General features: G+C 66.5%; 15 protein-coding genes. 10 read left to right on the top strand and 5 right to left on the bottom strand.

Going from position 1 to position 18798, the window contains the following annotated elements; translation table 11 throughout:
• Window positions 1-186 precede the first annotated feature (186 nt).
• Window positions 187-1284: an acyl-CoA dehydrogenase family protein gene (locus C0V74_RS10705; RefSeq protein ID WP_143251748.1), complete on the top strand. Its 1098-nt coding sequence runs from the start codon at window positions 187-189 to the stop codon at window positions 1282-1284.
• 10 nt (window positions 1285-1294) lie between these two features.
• Window positions 1295-2500, top strand: a complete 1206-nt coding sequence (locus C0V74_RS10700) for an acyl-CoA dehydrogenase family protein (RefSeq protein ID WP_143251747.1) — start codon at window positions 1295-1297, stop codon at window positions 2498-2500.
• A 39-nt stretch (window positions 2501-2539) separates the two neighbouring features.
• On the opposite strand, the gene C0V74_RS10695 is transcribed toward C0V74_RS10700, so the two are convergent.
• The gene (locus C0V74_RS10695; protein ID WP_143251746.1) at window positions 2540-4102 is read right to left on the bottom strand and encodes an MDR family MFS transporter; all 1563 of its coding nucleotides are present in this window, start codon (window positions 4100-4102) and stop codon (window positions 2540-2542) included.
• Window positions 4103-4203: 101 nt separating this feature from the next.
• Window positions 4204-5976, bottom strand: coding sequence for a DEAD/DEAH box helicase (locus C0V74_RS10690; RefSeq protein ID WP_131621775.1), 1773 nt, complete (start codon window positions 5974-5976; stop codon window positions 4204-4206).
• 170 nt (window positions 5977-6146) lie between these two features.
• Between C0V74_RS10690 and cysD the strand changes: the two genes are divergently transcribed.
• From cysD to C0V74_RS10665, 5 genes are all read left to right on the top strand, one after another.
• Entirely contained in the window at window positions 6147-7052 is a 906-nt protein-coding gene (gene cysD / locus C0V74_RS10685) for a sulfate adenylyltransferase subunit CysD (RefSeq protein ID WP_143251745.1), read from the top strand.
• 2 nt (window positions 7053-7054) lie between these two features.
• Window positions 7055-8965: a sulfate adenylyltransferase subunit CysN gene (gene cysN / locus C0V74_RS10680; protein ID WP_143251744.1), complete on the top strand. Its 1911-nt coding sequence runs from the start codon at window positions 7055-7057 to the stop codon at window positions 8963-8965.
• A complete protein-coding gene (locus C0V74_RS10675) occupies window positions 8962-9693 on the top strand; it encodes a 3'(2'),5'-bisphosphate nucleotidase CysQ (RefSeq protein WP_143251743.1) in 732 nt (243 codons plus the stop codon). Before cysN ends, C0V74_RS10675 begins: the two co-directional genes overlap by 4 nt.
• A 47-nt stretch (window positions 9694-9740) precedes the next feature.
• On the top strand, window positions 9741-11774 hold the full coding sequence (locus C0V74_RS10670) for a TonB-dependent receptor (RefSeq protein ID WP_143251742.1): 2034 nt from the start codon (window positions 9741-9743) through the stop codon (window positions 11772-11774).
• Window positions 11775-11908: 134 nt separating this feature from the next.
• The gene (locus C0V74_RS10665) at window positions 11909-13693 is read left to right on the top strand and encodes an alpha/beta hydrolase (protein ID WP_143251741.1); all 1785 of its coding nucleotides are present in this window, start codon (window positions 11909-11911) and stop codon (window positions 13691-13693) included.
• A 172-nt stretch (window positions 13694-13865) separates the two neighbouring features.
• Here the strand turns inward: C0V74_RS10665 and C0V74_RS10660 are convergent, their stop codons facing one another.
• The gene (locus C0V74_RS10660) at window positions 13866-14732 is read right to left on the bottom strand and encodes a TIR domain-containing protein (protein WP_143251740.1); all 867 of its coding nucleotides are present in this window, start codon (window positions 14730-14732) and stop codon (window positions 13866-13868) included.
• Window positions 14729-15184 carry a hypothetical protein gene (locus C0V74_RS12940; protein WP_168194202.1) on the bottom strand — a complete coding sequence of 152 codons (456 nt, stop codon included), beginning with the start codon at window positions 15182-15184 and terminating at the stop codon, window positions 14729-14731. Before C0V74_RS12940 ends, C0V74_RS10660 begins: the two co-directional genes overlap by 4 nt.
• 129 nt (window positions 15185-15313) lie before the next feature.
• Here C0V74_RS12940 and C0V74_RS10655 point away from each other — a divergent pair, with 129 nt between their 5' ends.
• Together C0V74_RS10655 and C0V74_RS10650 are read left to right on the top strand one after the other, a co-directional pair.
• Window positions 15314-16516 (top strand): toll/interleukin-1 receptor domain-containing protein, encoded by a 1203-nt coding sequence (locus tag C0V74_RS10655; RefSeq protein WP_168194201.1) that lies wholly within the window; start codon window positions 15314-15316, stop codon window positions 16514-16516.
• Window positions 16517-16567: 51 nt separating this feature from the next.
• Window positions 16568-17299, top strand: a complete 732-nt coding sequence (locus C0V74_RS10650) for a hypothetical protein (RefSeq protein WP_143251738.1) — start codon at window positions 16568-16570, stop codon at window positions 17297-17299.
• A 76-nt stretch (window positions 17300-17375) separates the two neighbouring features.
• On the opposite strand, the gene C0V74_RS10645 is transcribed toward C0V74_RS10650, so the two are convergent.
• Window positions 17376-18053 (bottom strand): recombinase family protein, encoded by a 678-nt coding sequence (locus tag C0V74_RS10645; protein ID WP_143251737.1) that lies wholly within the window; start codon window positions 18051-18053, stop codon window positions 17376-17378.
• Window positions 18054-18239: 186 nt separating this feature from the next.
• On the opposite strand from C0V74_RS10645, the gene C0V74_RS10640 reads away from it, so the two are divergent.
• Entirely contained in the window at window positions 18240-18758 is a 519-nt protein-coding gene (locus C0V74_RS10640; protein WP_143251736.1) for a hypothetical protein, read from the top strand.
• The last annotated feature ends 40 nt before the right edge of the window (window positions 18759-18798 follow it).

Here is an 18798-nt window from a genome sequence, read left to right as displayed (position 1 = left end):
TAACATGCGGCGCTCGGTCGCCGTGCGCGGTGGGCCCGGTAGTGGGTGCTCCGGTCCTTCCGGTGCTGGCAATCCCGCGGCGCCAGATCGCGAACCGCGATCCCGGCGACTGAAAGATTGACGCGCCCGGTAGAATGGCGAACTTGTGCTGCGCACGAGGCCGCGCGAGCGGGTCGGGAGAAGAGCATGAACTTCCAGTTTTCCGAAGATGCCGAAGCGCTTCGCCGCGAGGCGCGCAAGTTTCTCGCGGCGCAATCGGCCCCCGCCCAGGCGCGTGCCGTAATGAATAGCGAGGGCGGCATCGATCGGGAGCTATGGCGCAAGATCACCGATCTTGGCTGGACCGGCTTGCGCATTCCCGAAACGCATGGCGGGCTGGGCCTGTCGGTGCTCGAACTGTGCGTCCTCGCTGAGGAGGTCGGGCGCGCGCTTGCTCCGGTGCCGTTCACATCGTCGGTTCTGCTCGCAACCGAGGCTTTGCTGACGTGCGGCACGCCGGCGCAGCAGGCGATCTGGCTGCCCCGGCTCGGTGACGGTTCCGCAACCGGCGCGGTCGCGCTGGCCGAGGGAGTGCTTCCGGCAGGAGCGCAATCGCGGATCACGGTCCGGGACAATACCTTGTCCGGGGTCAAGCGGCCCGTCCCCGATGCGATGCTGGCCGACTTCCTGATCGTGGCCGCGCAGGATGGCTTGCATCTGGTCGAGCGCGGCGCGTCCGGGCTTGTGGTCGAGCCGCTCGAAACCGTCGACCTCGTGCGCAGGTCGGCGACCGTGACGCTCGACAATACTCCGGCCGAGCCCCTTCAAGGCAGCCGCGAGGGGCTGGAGAAGTTCCTGCAATCGGCAGCCGTGCTGCTCGCTTTCGAAGGACTTGGCGGCGCAGAGGCGGCAATGGAAATGGCGATCGGCTATGCGCGCGAACGCATGGCGTTCGGCCGTCCGATCGCCGGCTATCAGGCGGTAAAGCACCGGCTGGCGGACATGTACATCAAGAACCAGCTTGCCCGCAGTCACGCTTATTACGGCGCCTGGGCGCTTTCGACCGGCGCGCCCGAATTGCCCCAGGCCGCCGCCGCAGCGCGGGTGGCGGCGCTGGACGCATACGGCTTCGCTGCTGAAGAGAACGTGCAGCTGCACGGCGGCATCGGTTACACATGGGAAAGCGATTGCCAGTTCCACTACCGCCGCGCGCGGCTGCTTTCGGGCATGCTGGGCAGCAAGGCGCACTGGGAGGACGCGCTGGTGCGCAGCCTGGAACAGCGCAACACGATGATCGCGGCCTAGGGAGGGCAAGATGGACTTCAAGGATACCCCCGAAGAAGCCGCCTATCGGGCGAAAGTGCGCGCGTGGCTGTCCGCCAACTCCGACGCGCTGGGCCAGCCGTGGAGCGTCGCCGCCGCGAAAGCCTGGCAGAAGCGCAAGTATGATGCAGGCTATGTCGGCATCACCTGGCCCACGGCGGTCGGCGGACAGGCGCGCCCGGCGATGGAGCAGATCATCTTCAACCAGGAAGAGGCGAAGCACGACGCGCCGACCGGGCTATACGCCATCGGCCTTGGCATGTGCATCCCGACGGTATTCAGCCACGCGCTGAGCCCCGCGATCGTCGAACGCTACGTCCCCGTGGCGATGCGCGGCGAGGAGGTGTGGTGCCAGTTGTTCTCGGAACCGTCCGCCGGCAGCGACCTCGCCGCAATCCGCACCCGCGCCGAGCGTGACGGGGATGGCTGGGTCATCAACGGGCAGAAGGTGTGGACCTCGAACGCGCATCTGTCCGACTTCGGCATCATCATCACCCGCACCGACCCCACCGTGCCCAAGCACAAGGGGCTGACGATGTTCATCGTCGACCTGAAGGATCCCGGGGTCGAGGTCCGGCCGATCAAGCAGATGAGCGGGTCGAGCGACTTCAACGAGGTGTTCTTCACCGACGTGCGCATCCCCGACAGCCACCGGCTGGGCGAAGTGGGCGAAGGCTGGAAGGTCAGCCTGACAACATTGATGCACGAGCGCCTGGCGGTCGGCGGCAAGCCCTCCAGCGCGCCAGGGGTGCAGGAGATGATCGCGCTGGCAAAGGCGATCGACATGGGAGAGGGCAGCGCGCTCGAGCAGCGCCACGTCCGCGAACGGATCGCGCGCGCCTACATCGCTGACCAGGGCATCGCGCTTACGCGCATGCGCACGCTGAGCGCGCTGTCCAGCAGCCGCACGCCGGGACCGGAGAGTTCGATTTCCAAGGTCGTGGTGGCGCAGACGATGCAGGAGATGGGCCGCTTCGCGATGGACCTGGCCGAAAGCGCCGGCATCGTCAGCGGCGGGGATGACGTGGCGGAATTGACGCGGTTCCAGGGCAGCTATTTCGGGGCGGCGGGCCTGCGCATCGCGGGCGGCACCGACGAGATCCTGAAGAACATCATCGCCGAGCGCGTGCTCGGGCTGCCGGGAGACATCCGGGTCGACAAGGACGTGCCGTTCAACCAGATCGGGCGGCCTGATTAGCCTCGGCGTGTCGCTAAAGCCGGGCTTGCCGGGTCTTGGTCAGTGAGCGGCGGCGGGGCGTGAGCGGCGCATGACGAAGGCCAGCGGAACCGCCGCGAGCGCGAGCCAGGTCATCAGGTAGAAATCGTCGATATAGGCGACCATCGCGGCCTGGCGGTTCACCTCGTTGTCGAGCATCCGCATGATCCCGTCCGCGCCGCCCTGGAAGCGGTCGAGGGTCGCCAGGTCCATCGCCGCGAGGCTGGCGCTGGTGACGTGGCTGCCGATTTCCTCGTGCCCGCGCTGGATGTTGGCCGCCAGCAGGATCGTCGTCACCGAGATGCCGACCGACGCGCCGACCGAGCGCGCGAGGTTGAGCAGGCTCGACCCGTCAGTCCGCAGCCTGCCCGGCAAAGTCGCGAAGGCGATGATGTTGAGCGGGATGAACACCAGTCCCATCCCCAGACCCTGGATCAGCCCCGAAGTGACGAAGTGCCGGACGTCGGTCGCCAGTGACCAGTGGGCCATCTGCCACTGGGAAAAGGATACGATCAGGAACCCCGCCGCGACCACGAAGCGCGCGTCGGCTCCGCGCCGGATCAACATCCCGGCCAGCTGCATCGAGATCAGCACGCCGATCCCGCGCGGCATCAACACCAGCCCGGTGTCGATCACGCTGTAACCGAACAGGTGCTGCAGCATCGGCGGCATCAGCGCCATGTTGGCGAACAGCACGACGCCGATCGCGATCATGAAACTGAGCGCGAGGATGAAGTTCCGGTCAGCGAACAGCGCCCGGTCGAACAGCGGCTGCCGCGCGGTCGCGAGGTGGATCACGACCAGCCACGCCCCGCTGAGCGCCAGTCCGGCATAGAGCCAGATTTCGCCCGCATCGAACCAGTCGAGCTGGTTGCCCCGGTCCAGCAGCAACTGCAGCGATGCCAGCGCCAGGCCGAGCATGGCAAAACCGAACAGGTCAAACCGTCGCGCTGAACCTTCGCGGTGCGGCAGTTCGGCGAGCAGGATCGCGAGCGCCAGGATGCCGAACGGCAGATTGACATAGAACACCCACCGCCAGCTGGCGCTTTCCGTCAGCCAGCCGCCCAGGATGGGACCCAGGATCGGACCGATCATGATCCCCATGCCCCAGATCGCCATCACCTGCGGATGCCGGCTGGGACGCGCGGTATCGAGCATGAAGCTTTGGCTGAGCGGCGGGATGAACGCGCCGCACACCCCCTGCAGGGCCCGGAACAGGACCATTTCCTCCAGGCTCTGCGCCATGCCGCACAGCATGGACGCGACGATGAAGCCGACCACCGAGAAGATGAACAGGCGGCGGCCGCCGATCTTGTCCGCCAGCCAGCCGGTGATCGGCATCGCCACCGCGCTGGCGATGATATAGCTCGTCAGCACCCATGTGACCGTGTCGGCCGTCGCGCCCAGGCTGCTTTGCATGTGGGGGATGGCGACGTTGGCGATCGTGGTGTCGAGGATCTGCAGCAGCGAGGCCGCCATGATCCCCACCAGCAGCAGTGGCTGGTTGCCGGCATGGAGGCGCGGCTGGTCGGCCGCGTCCACCGCCGGAACTGCGTTTGCGCCGGAGCTGGCGGCGGTGGTCAAGGGTTCGCGACTCCTCCGCCGGTTACGGGTGCCCGCACATGCGTGTGCGCCGAGCTACCAGTTTGAACGCGAAACGCAAAAAGCTTCGCGCAGACGCGCGGTTACGGTTTTGGCTTGCCGGTCTTGTGCGGCTTCTTCGACCAGGGCTTCTTGTCCCCCCGCGGGGCAGGCTTGTCTCCTCGCGGGGCGTAATTTCCCCCTCGCGGCGCGGGACCGCGCCCCGCGCCGCGTGGTCCCGGCTGGCGCTGCTGATGTGCCGCCTCCCGCGGGGTGTCGGGCGATGGCTCGATCATGACCTCGCCGTCGTCATCGGGATTGGCGGTGCGCGCCACCGCGGCGGCGAACTTGCCGGCAATCGCACGCGGGATCTGGAAGTGCGTGATGTTCGCCCCGATGCGGATGGCGCCGATCTCGTTGCGGGTGATGTGGCCGCGGCGGCACAGCAGCGGCAGGATCCAGCGCGGATCGGCGTTCTGACGGCGGCCGATGTTCATCCGGAACCAGATGGTGTCCTCGAACCCTTCGCGGTGGCGCTGCTGCCGGTCCGCTTCGCGGCCTTCGGGGGTGTTTTCCGCCAGTTCCTCGGGCTGCGGCATCGCGGCGCGATGGGCGCGGACGAGCGCGGCGGCGATCTCTTCCGGGCTGCGCTCGGCCAGCAGGCGCGCCGCGAGCTCGCGGTCCTCCTCGTCGACCTGGACCGGCTCCAGCAGCGCGGTCAGCAGGCGTTCGCGATCGTTCTGGCGGATGGCTTCCGCGCTCGGCGCGCTGATCCAGTCGGCCTGGATCTTGGCCCCGCGCAACATCGATTCGACGCGCCGGCGGCGGGGGTACGGCACGATGATGACCGCGGTGCCCTTCTTGCCCGCGCGGCCCGTGCGGCCCGACCGGTGCTGCAGGGTTTCCGCATCGCGCGGCACCTCGACATGGACGACCAGGCTCAGCGTCGGCAGGTCGATCCCGCGCGCGGCGACGTCGGTGGCGACGCAGACCCGGGCGCGGCGGTCGCGCAGCGCCTGAAGCGCGTGGTTTCGCTCGCTCTGCGAATGTTCGCCCGACAGCGCGACGACCGCGAAACCGCGCTCCTGCAGGGTCGCGTGCAGGTGGCGCACGTTTTCGCGCGTGGCGCAGAACAGCATCGCCGTCTCCGCCTCATGGAAACGCAGCAGGTTGACCACCGCGTGTTCGATCTCTGCCGGGCTGACGGTGACCGCCTGATAGGTGATGTCGCCATGGCCGCGATCGTCACCGACGGTCGAGATGCGCAACGCGTCGCTCTGGTACCGCTGCGCCAGCTTGACGATCGGGGTCGGCATGGTGGCGGAGAACAGCAGCGTCCGCCGCTGTTCCGGCGCGGCATCGAGGATTTCTTCCAGGTCCTCGCGAAAGCCCATGTCGAGCATCTCGTCCGCTTCGTCGAGCACCACGGCCTTGAGCGCGCCGAGGTTGAGCGCCCCGCGTTCCAGGTGATCGCGCAGGCGGCCCGGCGTGCCGACCACGATCTGGGGTCCATCGCGCAGCGCCCGGCGTTCCTTGGACGGGTCCATCCCGCCGACGCAGGCGGCGATCCGCACCCCGGACTTGCCGTAGAGCCAGACCAGTTCGCGCCCGACCTGGAGCGCCAGTTCGCGCGTCGGAGCGATCACCAGCGCGAGCGGCTGGTCGGACATCCGCGCCGCCCCATCCGGCTCCAGCAGTTCACCCGCCAGCGCCAGCCCGAAAGCGACGGTCTTGCCCGAACCGGTCTGCGCGGAGACCACCAGATCGCGGCCTTCGGCTTGCGGTTCCAGGACGGCAGCTTGCACGGCGGTGGGTTCGGCATAGCCGCGCGCGACCAGGGCTTCGGCAAGTGCCGACGGAAGTTGGGGAAAGGGCATGGGGCCTTACATAGGCGCACATGCGCCCGCGCGACACCCCTGCGCAGCGCGGCGCGGATGATTTGTTCGCCATCGGCCGACAACGGCGCGGGCGCGGACCCCAACCCAGCTTTCACCCCCGTTATCATTGTTGTCTTGCCCGTTGCCCCGCCCTCCCCAAGTGGAGCGCCATGACCGTATCCCTCACTCACCTGCAGCGCCTCGAGGCGGAGGCAATCCATATCATGCGGGAGGTCGTGGCCGAGGCCGAGCGCCCGGTGATGATGTATTCGGTGGGCAAGGACAGTGCCGTGATGCTGCACCTGGCGCGCAAGGCGTTCTACCCTGCGCCGCCGCCGTTCCCGCTGCTTCACGTCGATACCACCTGGAAATTCAGGGACATGTACGCCCTGCGCGACCGCATGGCGCGGGATTCGGGTATGGAACTGCTGGTGTGGCAGAACCCCGAGGCGCGCGAGCGCGGCATCAACCCGTTCGATCACGGCCCCCTGCACACCGACATGTGGAAGACCGAAGGCCTGAAGCAGGCGCTGGACCATTATGGCTTCGACGCGGCGTTCGGCGGAGCGCGGCGCGACGAGGAGAAAAGCCGCGCCAAGGAACGCGTGTTCTCGTTCCGCACCGCCAGCCACGGCTGGGACCCCAAGAACCAGCGGCCCGAGCTGTGGAACCTCTACAACGCGCGGCGGAACAAGGGCGAGAGCATCCGCGTGTTCCCGATCTCCAACTGGACCGAGCTCGACATCTGGCAGTACATCCAGCTGGAAGGCATCGAGATCGTGCCGCTGTATCTCGCCGCGCCGCGCCCCACGGTGGAGCGCGACGGCATGTTGCTGATGGTCGACGACGACCGCTTCCCCTTGCGCGACGGTGAGACGCCGGTGATGCGCTCGGTCCGCTTCCGCACATTGGGCTGCTATCCGCTCACCGGCGCGGTCGAAAGCGAGGCGGCGACCTTGAGCGAGGTGATCCAGGAAACGCTGCTCACCACTACGTCCGAACGGCAGGGCCGCGCGATTGACAAGGATGCCGGCGGCGCGGGCATGGAAGTCAAGAAGCAGCAGGGATACTTCTGACCATGAGCGAGCCGATCTACCAGACCGACGCGCTGATCGCCGAAGACATCGACGCGTACCTCGCGCAGCACCAGCACAAGACGATGCTGCGCTTCATCACCTGCGGCAGCGTCGACGACGGCAAGTCCACCCTGATCGGGCGGCTGCTGTACGACAGCAAGATGATCTTCGAAGACCAGCTCGCGGCGCTGGAAAGCGACAGCAAGCGGGTCGGCACGCAAGGGCAGGAGATCGACTTCGCGCTGCTGGTCGACGGTCTCGCCGCCGAGCGCGAACAGGGCATCACGATCGACGTCGCCTATCGCTTTTTCTCGACCGAGAAGCGCAAGTTCATCGTCGCCGATTGCCCGGGGCACGAACAGTACACTCGCAACATGGTCACCGGGGCGAGCACGGCGGACCCGGCCGTCATCCTGGTCGACGCGCGCAAGGGCGTCCTCGTCCAGACGCGGCGGCACAGCTACCTTGTCCACCTGCTCGGCATCCGCAACGTGGTGCTGGCGGTCAACAAGATGGATCTCGTCGACTACGACCAGGCGACCTTCGATGCGATCGTGGCTGAATACCGCGAGTTCGCCAGCAGCATCGGCATCGAGGCGTTCACCGCGATCCCGATCTCCGGGTTTCGGGGCGATAACATCACGGCAGCCCCTAGCGACAACACGCCCTGGTACGATGGGCCAAGCCTCGTCTCGCATCTTGAGAGCGTCGAGGTCTTGGGCGGCGTAGACAGCGGAAAGCCGTTCCGGATGCCAGTGCAGTGGGTCAACCGCCCCAACCTCGATTTCCGTGGCTTTGCCGGCCTGATCGCGACCGGTACCGTGCGACCGGGCGATGCGGTGCGCGTGCTGCCATCGGGCAAGACGACCACCATCGCGCGCATCGTTTCGCTGGATGGCGATCTGGCGCAGGCAGTCGCCGGCCAGTCGGTCACGCTGACGTTCGCCGACGAGATCGACTGCAGCCGCGGCGACGTGATCGCGGTCGCGGACAACCCGCCGCAGGTGGCTGACCAGTTCGAAGCCACGGTGGTGTGGATGGCCGACGACGCGATGCTGCCCGGCCGTTCCTACTGGCTGAAGCTCGCGACCCAGACGGTGTCGGCCACCATCGCCGAGCCGAAGTACGAAATCGACGTCAACAGCCTGGAACACCTCGCCGCCAAGACGCTCGAACTCAATCAGATCGGGGTGGCCGAGCTGACCACCGACAAGCCGGTGGTGTTCGAACCCTATGCCGACAACCGCACGCTGGGCGGGTTCATCCTGATCGACAAGATCACCAACGCCACCGTCGCGGCCGGGATGCTGCACTTCAGCCTGCGCCGCAGCCAGAACGTCCACTGGCAGCCGACCGACATCAGCCGGCAGCACCACGCGGCGCTCAAGAATCAGACGCCCAAGGTCCTGTGGTTCACCGGCCTGTCGGGTTCGGGCAAGTCGACCATCGCCAACGAGGTGGAAAAGCGGCTCGCGGTGATGAACCGGCATACCTTCCTGCTCGACGGGGACAACGTGCGCCACGGGCTCAACAAGGACCTGGGCTTTACCGAGGCCGACCGGATCGAGAACATCCGCCGGGTCGGCGAGGTGGCGCGGTTGATGGCGGATGCGGGACTGATCGTCCTCACCGCGTTCATCAGCCCCTTCCGGGCCGAGCGCGACATGGTCCGCGCGATGCTGCCCGAAGGCGAATTCATCGAGATCTTCGTCGACACCCCGCTGGAGGTTGCCGAGGCGCGCGACGTGAAGGGTCTCTACAAGAAGGCGCGCAGCGGCGAGCTCAAGAACTTCACCGGCATCGACAGTCCGTACGAACCGCCCGAGCAACCGGACATCGTGGTCAACACGGTCGAGATGACGCCCGAAGCAGCCGCGCAGCATATCATCGACCAGTTGATGCCGCTCAAATGAACGACCACGAGCTCGCCGCCCATCTCGCCGGAGAGGCGGGGCGCATCCTTCTGGCCGTTCGCGACAGCCGCCGGAATTATGGCAGGGACCTGGGCCGGGCGGGCGATGCCGAGGCGAACGCGCTGCTGGTCGCCGCCCTGCGCGAGCTCAGGCCCGATGACGGGCTGCTGTCGGAGGAGGAAAAGGACAGCGCTGCGCGTCTCGGCAAGGAGCGCACCTGGATCGTCGATCCGCTCGACGGCACTCGCGAATATAGTGAGGAACGCGACGACTGGGCGGTGCACGTCGCGCTGGCGATTGGCGGCCGGCCGGCCATCGGCGCGGTCGCGCTGCCGGCCCTGGGCCAGGTACTGCGCACCGACCGCCCCGCTCCCCTCCCCCCCGCCGCCGCGCCCTTGCGCATGGTTGTCAGCCGGACCCGCCCCGCGCGCGAGGCGGAGTTGGTGGCGCAAGCGCTCGGTGCCGACCTCGTGCCGATGGGCAGCGCGGGCGCCAAGGCGATGGCCGTGGTGCGCGGCGAAGCGGAAATCTACCTCCACACCGGCGGCCAGTACGAATGGGACAGCTGCGCACCGGTCGCCGTGGCGCTTGCCCACGGGTTCCACGCGTCGCGGATCGACGGCAGCGCGATGGTATATAACCAGGCGGACGTCTCCATGCCCGATCTGCTGATCTGCCGCCCCGAGCTGGCGGCGCGCGTGCTGGAGATCGTCGCCGGCCTTGGCTGATCAAGGCGCTATGCCTCCGCGCCCCGCGCCTCTAGGGCCAGAGGTGCATGAAGCCCGTGGTTTACCTCGCATCCGCGCTCGCCGCGTCGTTCGCCGCGAATCCCGCAGCGGCGCAGTCCGACCCGGCGGCACCTGCCCCCCCGGTGGAAGGGCCGGGGATCGTCGTCACCGGTGCCGGGCTGCCGGACACGCCGGCGACCCCGGCCTACGGGACCGTGGTGCTCGACCGCGAGACGCTCGTGTCCACGGGGTCGGGCCGCATCGAGGACGCGCTGTCGTCGGTCGCCGGTTTTCAGCAATTCCGCAGATCGGATAGCCGCTCGGCCAATCCCAGCGCGCAAGGGGTGACGCTGCGCGCGCTCGGCGGCAACGCCTCCAGCCGCGCGCAAGTGCTGCTGGACGGGGTGCCGATGGCGGACCCGTTCTTCGGTTACATTCCTTTCAGCGCCATCGCGCCCGAACGGCTGTCGAGCGCCCGCGTCACTCGCGGCGGCGGATCGGGCCCCTTCGGCGCGGGCGCGCTGGCGGGCACGATCGAGCTGACCAGCGCCGACGCAGCGACGCTGGGGCTGATGAGCGGCCAGGCATCGGTCAACGACCGGGGCGAAACCGAGACCAGCGCGACGGTCGCCCCCCGGCTGGGCGCCGGCTTTGTCGCGTTGTCGGGCCGGTGGGATCGCGGGCAAGGCTTCTGGACGACCCCGCGCGACCAGCGCGTGCCGGCCAGTGTGCGGGCAGCGTTCGATGCCTGGTCGATCCAGGCGCGCACGGTCGCGCCCCTCAGCGTTTCGATCGAGCTTCAGGCGCGCGTGCTGGTGTACGAGGACGACCGCACGCTTCGGTTCGCGGGCGCGGACACCTCGATGGAAGGGCAGGACGCTTCGCTGCGGCTGGTCGGCCGGGGCGCGTGGCAATTCGATCTGCTGGGCTATGTCCAGGCGCGCAACTTCACCAACGTGGTGGTGAGCTCCACCGCGTTCGTGCCCACCCTGGACCAGCGAAACACGCCCGCGACCGGCATCGGGGGCAAGTTCGAGCTGCGCCCACCGACGGGCGAGAACCATGTCCTGCGGCTGGGGGTCGATTACCGCCGGTCGAGCGGGGAATTGTTCGAGGATGCGTTCAGCACCGTCACCGGAGCGGTAACGCAGCGGCGTAACGCGGGTGGGGTTACCGCGGACCTGGGTCTGTTCGCCGAAAACGACCTCACGATCGGCCCCGTGACGCTGACCGCCGGCGCGCGGGCGGATCGTTATGCGATCACGCGCGGGTTCTTCAGGGCGCGCGCGGCCGGCGGCGCGGTGGTGACCGACACCGCCTTTCCCGACCGGTCCGGCTGGGAAACCTCGTTCCGCGGCGGTGCGCTGGCCCGGCTCGGCGGCGGGGTGCGGCTGCGCGCCGCGGCCTACACCGGCCTGCGGCTGCCGACGCTGAACGAACTCTACCGCCCGTTCACCGTGTTCCCGGTGGTCACTCAGGCCAACGCGAACTTACGCAACGAGCGGCTGATCGGATTCGAAGCGGGCATCGATTACGCGCCGGCACCCGCCGTCGACCTGTCGCTGACCGCGTTCGACAACCGGGTGAAGCACGCCGTCGCCAACGTCACGCTCGGTCCCAACCTCCGCCAGCGGCAGAACATCGATGCGATCCGCGCGCGCGGAATCGAAGCGTCGGCGCGCGCCGAGGTGGGCAATTTCGATGTGACCGGCTCGCTCGCCTGGACCGAAGCGGAAGCGCGCGGCTCCGGCCCGGCGGCGGCGCTCGACCGGCTGCGGCCGGCGCAAACCCCGCGCTGGACGGCCAGCGCGACCGTCGCGTGGCGGCCGTCCGCCGACGCGCGCGTGGCGCTGACGCTGCGCCATGTCGGTGATCAGTTCGAAGACGATCTGGAAACCAATGTCCTGCCTGCAGCGACCACCCTCGATCTTTTCGCGCAAGTTCCTCTGTCGCAGCGCTTTTCGGTAGTGGTGCGGGGGGAGAACCTGACCGATCGACCGGTGATCACGCGCAACCAGGCAGGCTCGATCGACCTCGGCGCCCCGCGCACGCTATGGGCCGGAGTGGCGCTGGACCTGTAGCACCCGGAGACGGTCCGGCTGGACCTCTGCGAGACCCTTGCCGCCAGCCGAAATCCTGCGCACTATCGCCTCACACCGCCAACAGGGGAGCAGGCGTGTCGGGCGAGGATCGATTCGCACCAGTCTTTCAGCGCATGATCGATCAGCCCGACGCATCACTCGATGCATTGCGGCAGGACGCGGCTTCGTTCGAGCGCGCCGCGCTGGAGGAAGAGGACGGCCGCCACTATCCCCAGGCCGCCATCCCCTATCGCGGGTTCCTTGGCTTCCTGCTGTTCGATGCCGCGGGCAAGGCCGTTCCGCTCGATCAGCCGGAATGGGTTCCTTCCGTCGCGACTTTCGACACCCTGTTGGACCGGATCGAGGGGCAAGCGTCCCACGGCCGGCTGTTCTCGTTCCACGATGACGGCGGGCACCTCCTGTTCGGCCTGTGGGCGCCGACCGAAGAAGCCGCCGGCTGGAACCTGCCGCCATCGGTGCGCCACGCGATCGGCCGCATCGGCAAGGGCCAGGTAGCGCTGCTGGCGGGCGGAACGGCCGAGCCGATCTCCATCGCGGCGGCGGGGTTCGGGCTCAGCCCGCAACAGCAGCGGGTGGTCACGTCGGTCATCCGCACCGGCAGCATCCGCGCGGCAGCGGCGGAGCTGGGCATCGCCTATGTCACTGCGCGCGAAGCGATGACCGGCGCCGCCCGGCGCATGTCGATGCAGAACACCCCCGCAGTGATCCGCGCGATCGTCGAGGCGGCATTCGGCATCCAGCCGGGGGACATCGACCGCGCGAACATCATCAGCGACATGCTGGGGGTCACGCACCGCCAGGCGCGCGTCGCGCTGATGATCTCGCTCGGCGCTTCGCGCGAGGCGGCGGCGCAGGCGATCGGCACCAGCGCGGCGGTCATCAAGAAGGAGTTGGAGGCGCTCTACCTCAATTTCGGCCTGCAGAGCGCCGGGGAACTGGCGCGCCTGATGGCCGAGGTGCAGGCGCTGCGCCTGTTCGCCCGATCGGTGGAGGCGGCGCCGGGGTTCCTCGACCCGGCGATCGAACCGTCGCGCTTCACGGTGCGCCCCAACGGGCTCGAGACGATCGCGTGGAGCGACTACGGCCCGGCGTCGGGCAAGCCGGTCCTGATCGTGCACAGCAACTGGTCGTGCCGCGCGGTACCGCGGCCGCTGATGACCGAACTGCAGCGCCGCGGCTGGCGGCCGATCGCGATTGACCGGGCGGGCTACGGCGCGACGCACCTCGGCCGCGCCACGGTCGACGATCCCTTCAGCCAGGCGGTGGCGGACACGCTGCAGGTGCTGGACGCCTGCCGCATCGACGAGGTGCCGATCATCGCGCGGTGCGGGGCGCAGTTCGTCCACGTGCTGAAGTCACGCGCGCCCGACCGGGTCGGGCCGGTGGTGCTGGTGTCGCCCACTCCCGAAGCCAGCGAGAACGGCCAGCGGGTGGGCGTGGTCGGCGCGATCAAGGAAGCGTTCGCGCGCCGGCCCGCGCTGATCGAATTCTTCTTCCGCATAATCTGCTCGCAGCTCAACCTGGCGCGGGTCGAGCAACTGACCCGCGCCATCGTCCGCGGGTGCGAGACCGACGAGAAATTGTGCGACGACCCGCAATTCATCCGCGACCGGTTCCGCGCGCTCCGGCCATTCGCCACCGGCAACTTCATCGGCGGAGTGATGGAGGAACACATCATTTCGCGGCGGACATGGGATTTCGCGCCGCTGGAGGTGACCGACTGGGTGATCCTGCAGGGCGACCAGGATACCCACAACAGCACCGCCGAAGTCGAAAGCTATTGGCGGCGGATCCTGCCGCGCACGCCGATGGTGCCGGTCGAGGGCGGCGGGCGCTTCATGACCTCCAGCCACGCGCCGCTGGTCGCTGACCAGCTGGAAGGGCTATGCGCCCGCTAGCTGGCGGAACACCGGCTGGTGCGGCGCGGCAATTCGGATCAGGATGTGGCGGAGAGGGTGGGACTACCGCCCAGGTGCCATTAAACACTGATTTTCAACGGCATTTATTCAACCGCTGAAAGGCGTTTGTACCTCGGCGTTGTACCTCGGACAAGCACTTTGAGCAGTCCGACTAGGATCGCCCGGCGTCATGAGCTGCGAGCTGCGCCCATTCAGCGAGCTGATTATAGCCGTCATCGTCGCAGTAATCATACGCACGCGCACCAGACGATAACGGCCGAAGGTAGTTCACGGCTGGCTTGGCAAGCCATCGCGGCCATCTGACCGGGGCCTTATGCAATCCGAACAGCTCCCACTGCCCATTGACCAACTCACAGATGTTGGCCCGGCCATCCGGGCGAAGCTCCAGCCCCATGAAGTCGAGAGGATTAGGGCCGGGAAGCGCCTTGCCGAACTGCGGGTCCTTCACATTGTGAATGTGCACGGTGAACAGCCCGTTGCCGCAGACCAGGCTGCGCGCGATCTCGTAGCGCACCCACGGCCGCTGCCAGGTGTAGGTTCCTGCGAGAACGCAGGTAACCGAGCTGCCTGCCATGCCTTCGCGAATAAGCCGCCTAAGCGACTCCTCGCCTTCCCGCTTCGAACTCTCCCAAAGGCTCTTGTCGTGGAAGTTCGCCGTCGGGAGCTTTCGACCGGGCCGAAACCGATAGGAGTTCCGCACGATGACCGAGCGGCGAATGTCGCCCTCGAAGTAAAACGAGAAGAACACCTTGCGGCGCACCTGGGGAACCGTTGGCAGCGGCGCGGCCGTGACGGGCGGCGGGAGGCCGAAGAGCAAGCCAGACAAACCGCTGGGCGCCGGGCTGGGCGTTTGAGGGTTGAATAAGGCGCCGAGGCTGAGCCGAGCCGGCGGGGGCGGCGGGGGTGGCGTGGTAGCCTGAAGCGCCTTCAGGATGTCGCTCAGGAAGTTATCGGTGGAGCTAGGCGGGGGTGGCCCGCCAAATAGGCCACGATAGGGCCGGTCGCGGTCGTTGCTCATTCACCCACCCCCTGCCAGAGCAGCCAACCCGCCACGGCGAGCTGGACGACGTAGAAAGGCCAGACGGAAACACTGCGGGCCGCCGGCAGGAGGCTAATCGAGTCCGGCGCGATGCGGAGGTCTCTCGCCTCGCTGAGCGGCGCACTTGCCACACGGTCGTAGGTCGCTCGAAAGCCCTTTTCCATGGCCAGATAATACGTGTCGAGGGCGCCCAAGAGGAGGACCGCTCCTACAGCGATCCACAGGGGCGTGTCGGTAGACTTGTCGAACGCCAAAGCGAGGCTCGCGGCGGCGATGGTCACCGCGAAGTTCTTCACGCTGGACGAATACCCGGCCATTCTGCCGATGACGCCCTGAAGCATGTTGAGGTGGCCCAGGCGGAACTGGACCAGCGCGTCCTCCCCGAGCGGCTCGCCCGGTGTCCCTTGGGGGTCTCCAGTGGTTGCGCTCAACAGCACCTCCCTGAAATCACGCGGCGCATCTTGTCACCGTGCGCCATTAATCCAATATGGGAACACACGGGGAACGCTTCAAGAGGGGAGGCCCGCTTGGCAATCGAGTTTCGCAGAGGGGGACGGAAGGTGTCGAGCAAGGGCTTTTTCGACGGGCTTCTGGAGGACGCGGTCGACGCGGCCTTGGATAATCTCGCCGAGGAAATCCACTCCAAGGCCGCGTCCATCGTGGACCCGGAAACGGGGAAGCATGCGCCGGTCTTTGTTCGCAAGGTCGGGCAACAGCTGCGCGTGGAAACTAGCGGCTCGCAGGCGTTCGCGCGTGAGCTGGAAAAGAGGCTCGGCTTGGAGGTCGGGGAAGTGAACCAGCGGGTTGCCAGCGACAAGAAACGGCTCGTCTATCTCGCCCATGCGACCGAAGACAAAGCCCTCGCGGGGCCGATTGCCGAGGGGCTGATGTCTCGGGGCATCGACGTCTGGTATGACCAATGGGAAATCGGCTTGGGCGACAGCGTCCGGCGCAAGATGGAAGAGGGCCTGGGCAACTGCACTCACTTCGTCGCCCTGTTGACCGACACGTCGCTTAAGAAGCCCTGGGTCAACGAGGAACTGGACGCGGGCCTTCTCGCGGCCGTGGAGGGAACTTCGCGCTTCGTGGCGCTGCGCAGTGAAATTGAGCTGGCGGAGCTGCCCCCGCTCCTAAAGAACCGCCTCGCCCCGGAACTAGTCCTGACCGACGAGGGCTTGGATGCCCTCGCAGCGCAGATTTACGGGGTGACCGAAAAGCCCGCCCTCGGCCCGGCTCCCCGCTACGTCAAATCCCGGCCGGAAGGCTCCTCGACCTGGTCGGCCGCCGCTCTTACCCTCGCCGAGCATTTCGTCAGGGACAGCCGCACCGGGCACAAGATGGACCCCCAGGCCACCTACGAGCAACTTCAGGAGGCCACGGGTCTGCCCGAAGCCGATGTGCGGTTGGGCGCCCTCGATTTGCTGGACGCGGGGATGCTGGAGAAGTCGGGATCGATAGGGAGCAACCGCGTCTGGCCGCTGGCCGATCTATTCAGCACGTTCGATGGAATGTTCCTCGAAACCGACCCCGAAGAGGACGCAAAGACCCTCGCCGCGTACCTCGTTAACACCGGCAAAGACCTCGTTGCGTCCGAAGAGGTTGGCAAAGCGCTGGAGTGGAGTGCGCGTCGGTTCAACCCGGCCGCGAACTGGCTGATCTCCGCGCGGATCGTGAAGGCCTACGATGCGATGGGCGGAAGTGCTTACCGCCCCTTCCGGCTCAACTGCGGGGACCAGCTGCTACGATTCGCCAGAAATCTCTAGCTATGACCAGACCCCCTTGCCTATCGCTAGGGATGCATAACAAGGCACAGCATGGCAGCTGACCCAACCTACAATCTCACAGCTCTCGCGGATCGCTTGGGTGTCGAAGGTCGCTTGCCCGCCTTGGCCGGGAAGATCAGGCGCGCGAGGGAGCTGCATTCGCTCCACACCGACCTGGTGATGGCTCTTGAAAGCGTTGCCGCTCTGGACAACCTACTGTTGGCTCCGACTGACCTGTCTGATCACGGCAAAATGATCACAGAGTCAGCGCTGCTGAACAATGCCATCTTGCTCTATGCACGCGCAACGAAGACGGCCTCAGACGAGCGTAAGGGCTTCGATCCAAGGCCTCGCTTCGACGAGCGCCAAAAGGCGATCCACAGAGAACTGTGCGATTTGCGCGACGCGGCGATAGCTCATTTCGGGAGCGGCGGTGTCTATAGCGGCGAGTGGCAGGCGGAGCTTTCCATCCTGCAGTTCCGAGGAGAGGACGCCAAGGTGGCCGTGGTCACTCGCCGCCAGACAGTCGATAAGGGCTTGGTAAAGCGTGTAAGGGCGCAAATCGAGGCAGCACTTCCGCATTTTCGCGACGCATATCTCGGCTCCCTAGATGAGCTAACTGATGCACTCCAACTGGAGGCCGACACTAACGCTGATTTTTCGGATGAGATTGGACAACACCCCTTAAACCTCGCGTTGTTCATGAAATCAGAGCAAGCCGCCGATGAAGCCCGCAGGTCCTTCGATAGCGAACACGCGAGGGGAGCGGTTGCTCATTCTTGAATGCTAGTGAGCGGTCTTCGCCAAGGCGAGAAGAGACCTACGAATAAAGCAGGGCATCGGACCCGGAAGACAAGAACTATGTCGCGAGGCGCGCCAGTAGATTGCGGACGGACGAGGGGTGCCAGCGGCCTCCCCTTGGGGTCACGATCCCCCGCTCGTTCAGCTCTTGTGCGATGGCAGGGAGGGACGTCGCGCCACTCGCCTGTATGTCAGCCACGATAGGTGCGTAATCTGCTGCACGGGAGGCTGCACCAGCCCTCACCGCCTCAAGGGCCGCACCGTTCCCCTTCCCGGCCCTTCGGAGAGCCTCGGCACCGTTGGGATTACCCAGCCGGATTCCTCGCGCCTTAGCGGCCGCAAGCGCCTCGCGAGTGCGCCTGGAGATCGCCTTTCGTTCTGCGCGGGCAATGACCGAGAGGATGCCCACAGTGGTCTCGCAGGCTTCGGGCATATCGGCCGCGACAAAGGGCGTCCCGGCTTCCTGGAGGGCCGTGAGGAACGCAGCGGAGCGAGACAATCGGTCGAGCTTGGCGATCACTAGGGTCGCCCCGGTGACCTTGGCGCGGTGCATCGCTGCTTGCAGTTCCGGCCGATCATTCCGCTTGCCGCTTTCGACTTCGGTGAACTCCGCCATGATCTCCCAGCCTCGCGAGCTGCAGAGCTTCGCCACGGCTTCCTTCTGGGCCGCCAAGCCAAGGCCGGAGCGGCCCTGTCCTTCGGTGGAGACACGGTAGTAGGCAACAACGCGGCACATATGATCATCCTTACACAACTGGCTATTGAGCGTTAGGCAGTTGTGTAAGGGCTGGTCTACCCGCGCGACCAGTGCCAGGAAAACGCTTTGACTCAGAAAGGACTCGGCTCGACTCAAACCGGCCGTTCTATGTTCCCTATTAACTCCAACCGGTTAGCCTCCGCTGATCAATCAGGAGGTATGGGCATGAGTTGGGGCTGGCTACTGTTACTCGGTGGGGTAGTTCTTGTGGTGGTGGGATATAGCCTGCGGCGACCGGCCATGCCGCCTGTGGCCAATGATTTCGACCTTGGGCTTCTCGGCCCCATCGCTGCCAGCGTATACCTCAATGAACTGACTTCACGGCAGCTTCAGCACGAACTGTCGCAACTCGCCTTTGTCAGTCGGACGGCTCAACAACTTTGGGGTTCGATGAGTCTGGCGGAGCGTGAAGAGCTTGGACGCAACCAGATAACACTGTGGGCCGACCCAGATTATCAGGTTCGCACGAAGGAGGCGCTCCAGGAAATGAGGGAAATCGACCCGGAGCTTTTCGATCAAGCCGGAAGAAGCGTTAGCGCACAGGAAACAATGCGTCAGACGGAGAAGCGGGGAGAGATCGATGAGTTAGTGCGCGAGGCATTGGCGCTGAAAGAAGTCGACCCAGAGGGCTTCGAGCAAATCATGGCTGCACTTCACGCGAAAGCTGCTGAAGCAGACACATAGAGGCGCACCCCACGGGGGGGATGGCGCACCTTCTCGCTGC

Source organism: Altererythrobacter sp. TH136 (assembly GCF_007065885.1).
GTDB lineage: Bacteria > Pseudomonadota > Alphaproteobacteria > Sphingomonadales > Sphingomonadaceae > Tsuneonella.
Note: the sequence above shows the minus strand (reverse complement) of the source record. Positions and strands in the feature narration are given on the sequence as shown.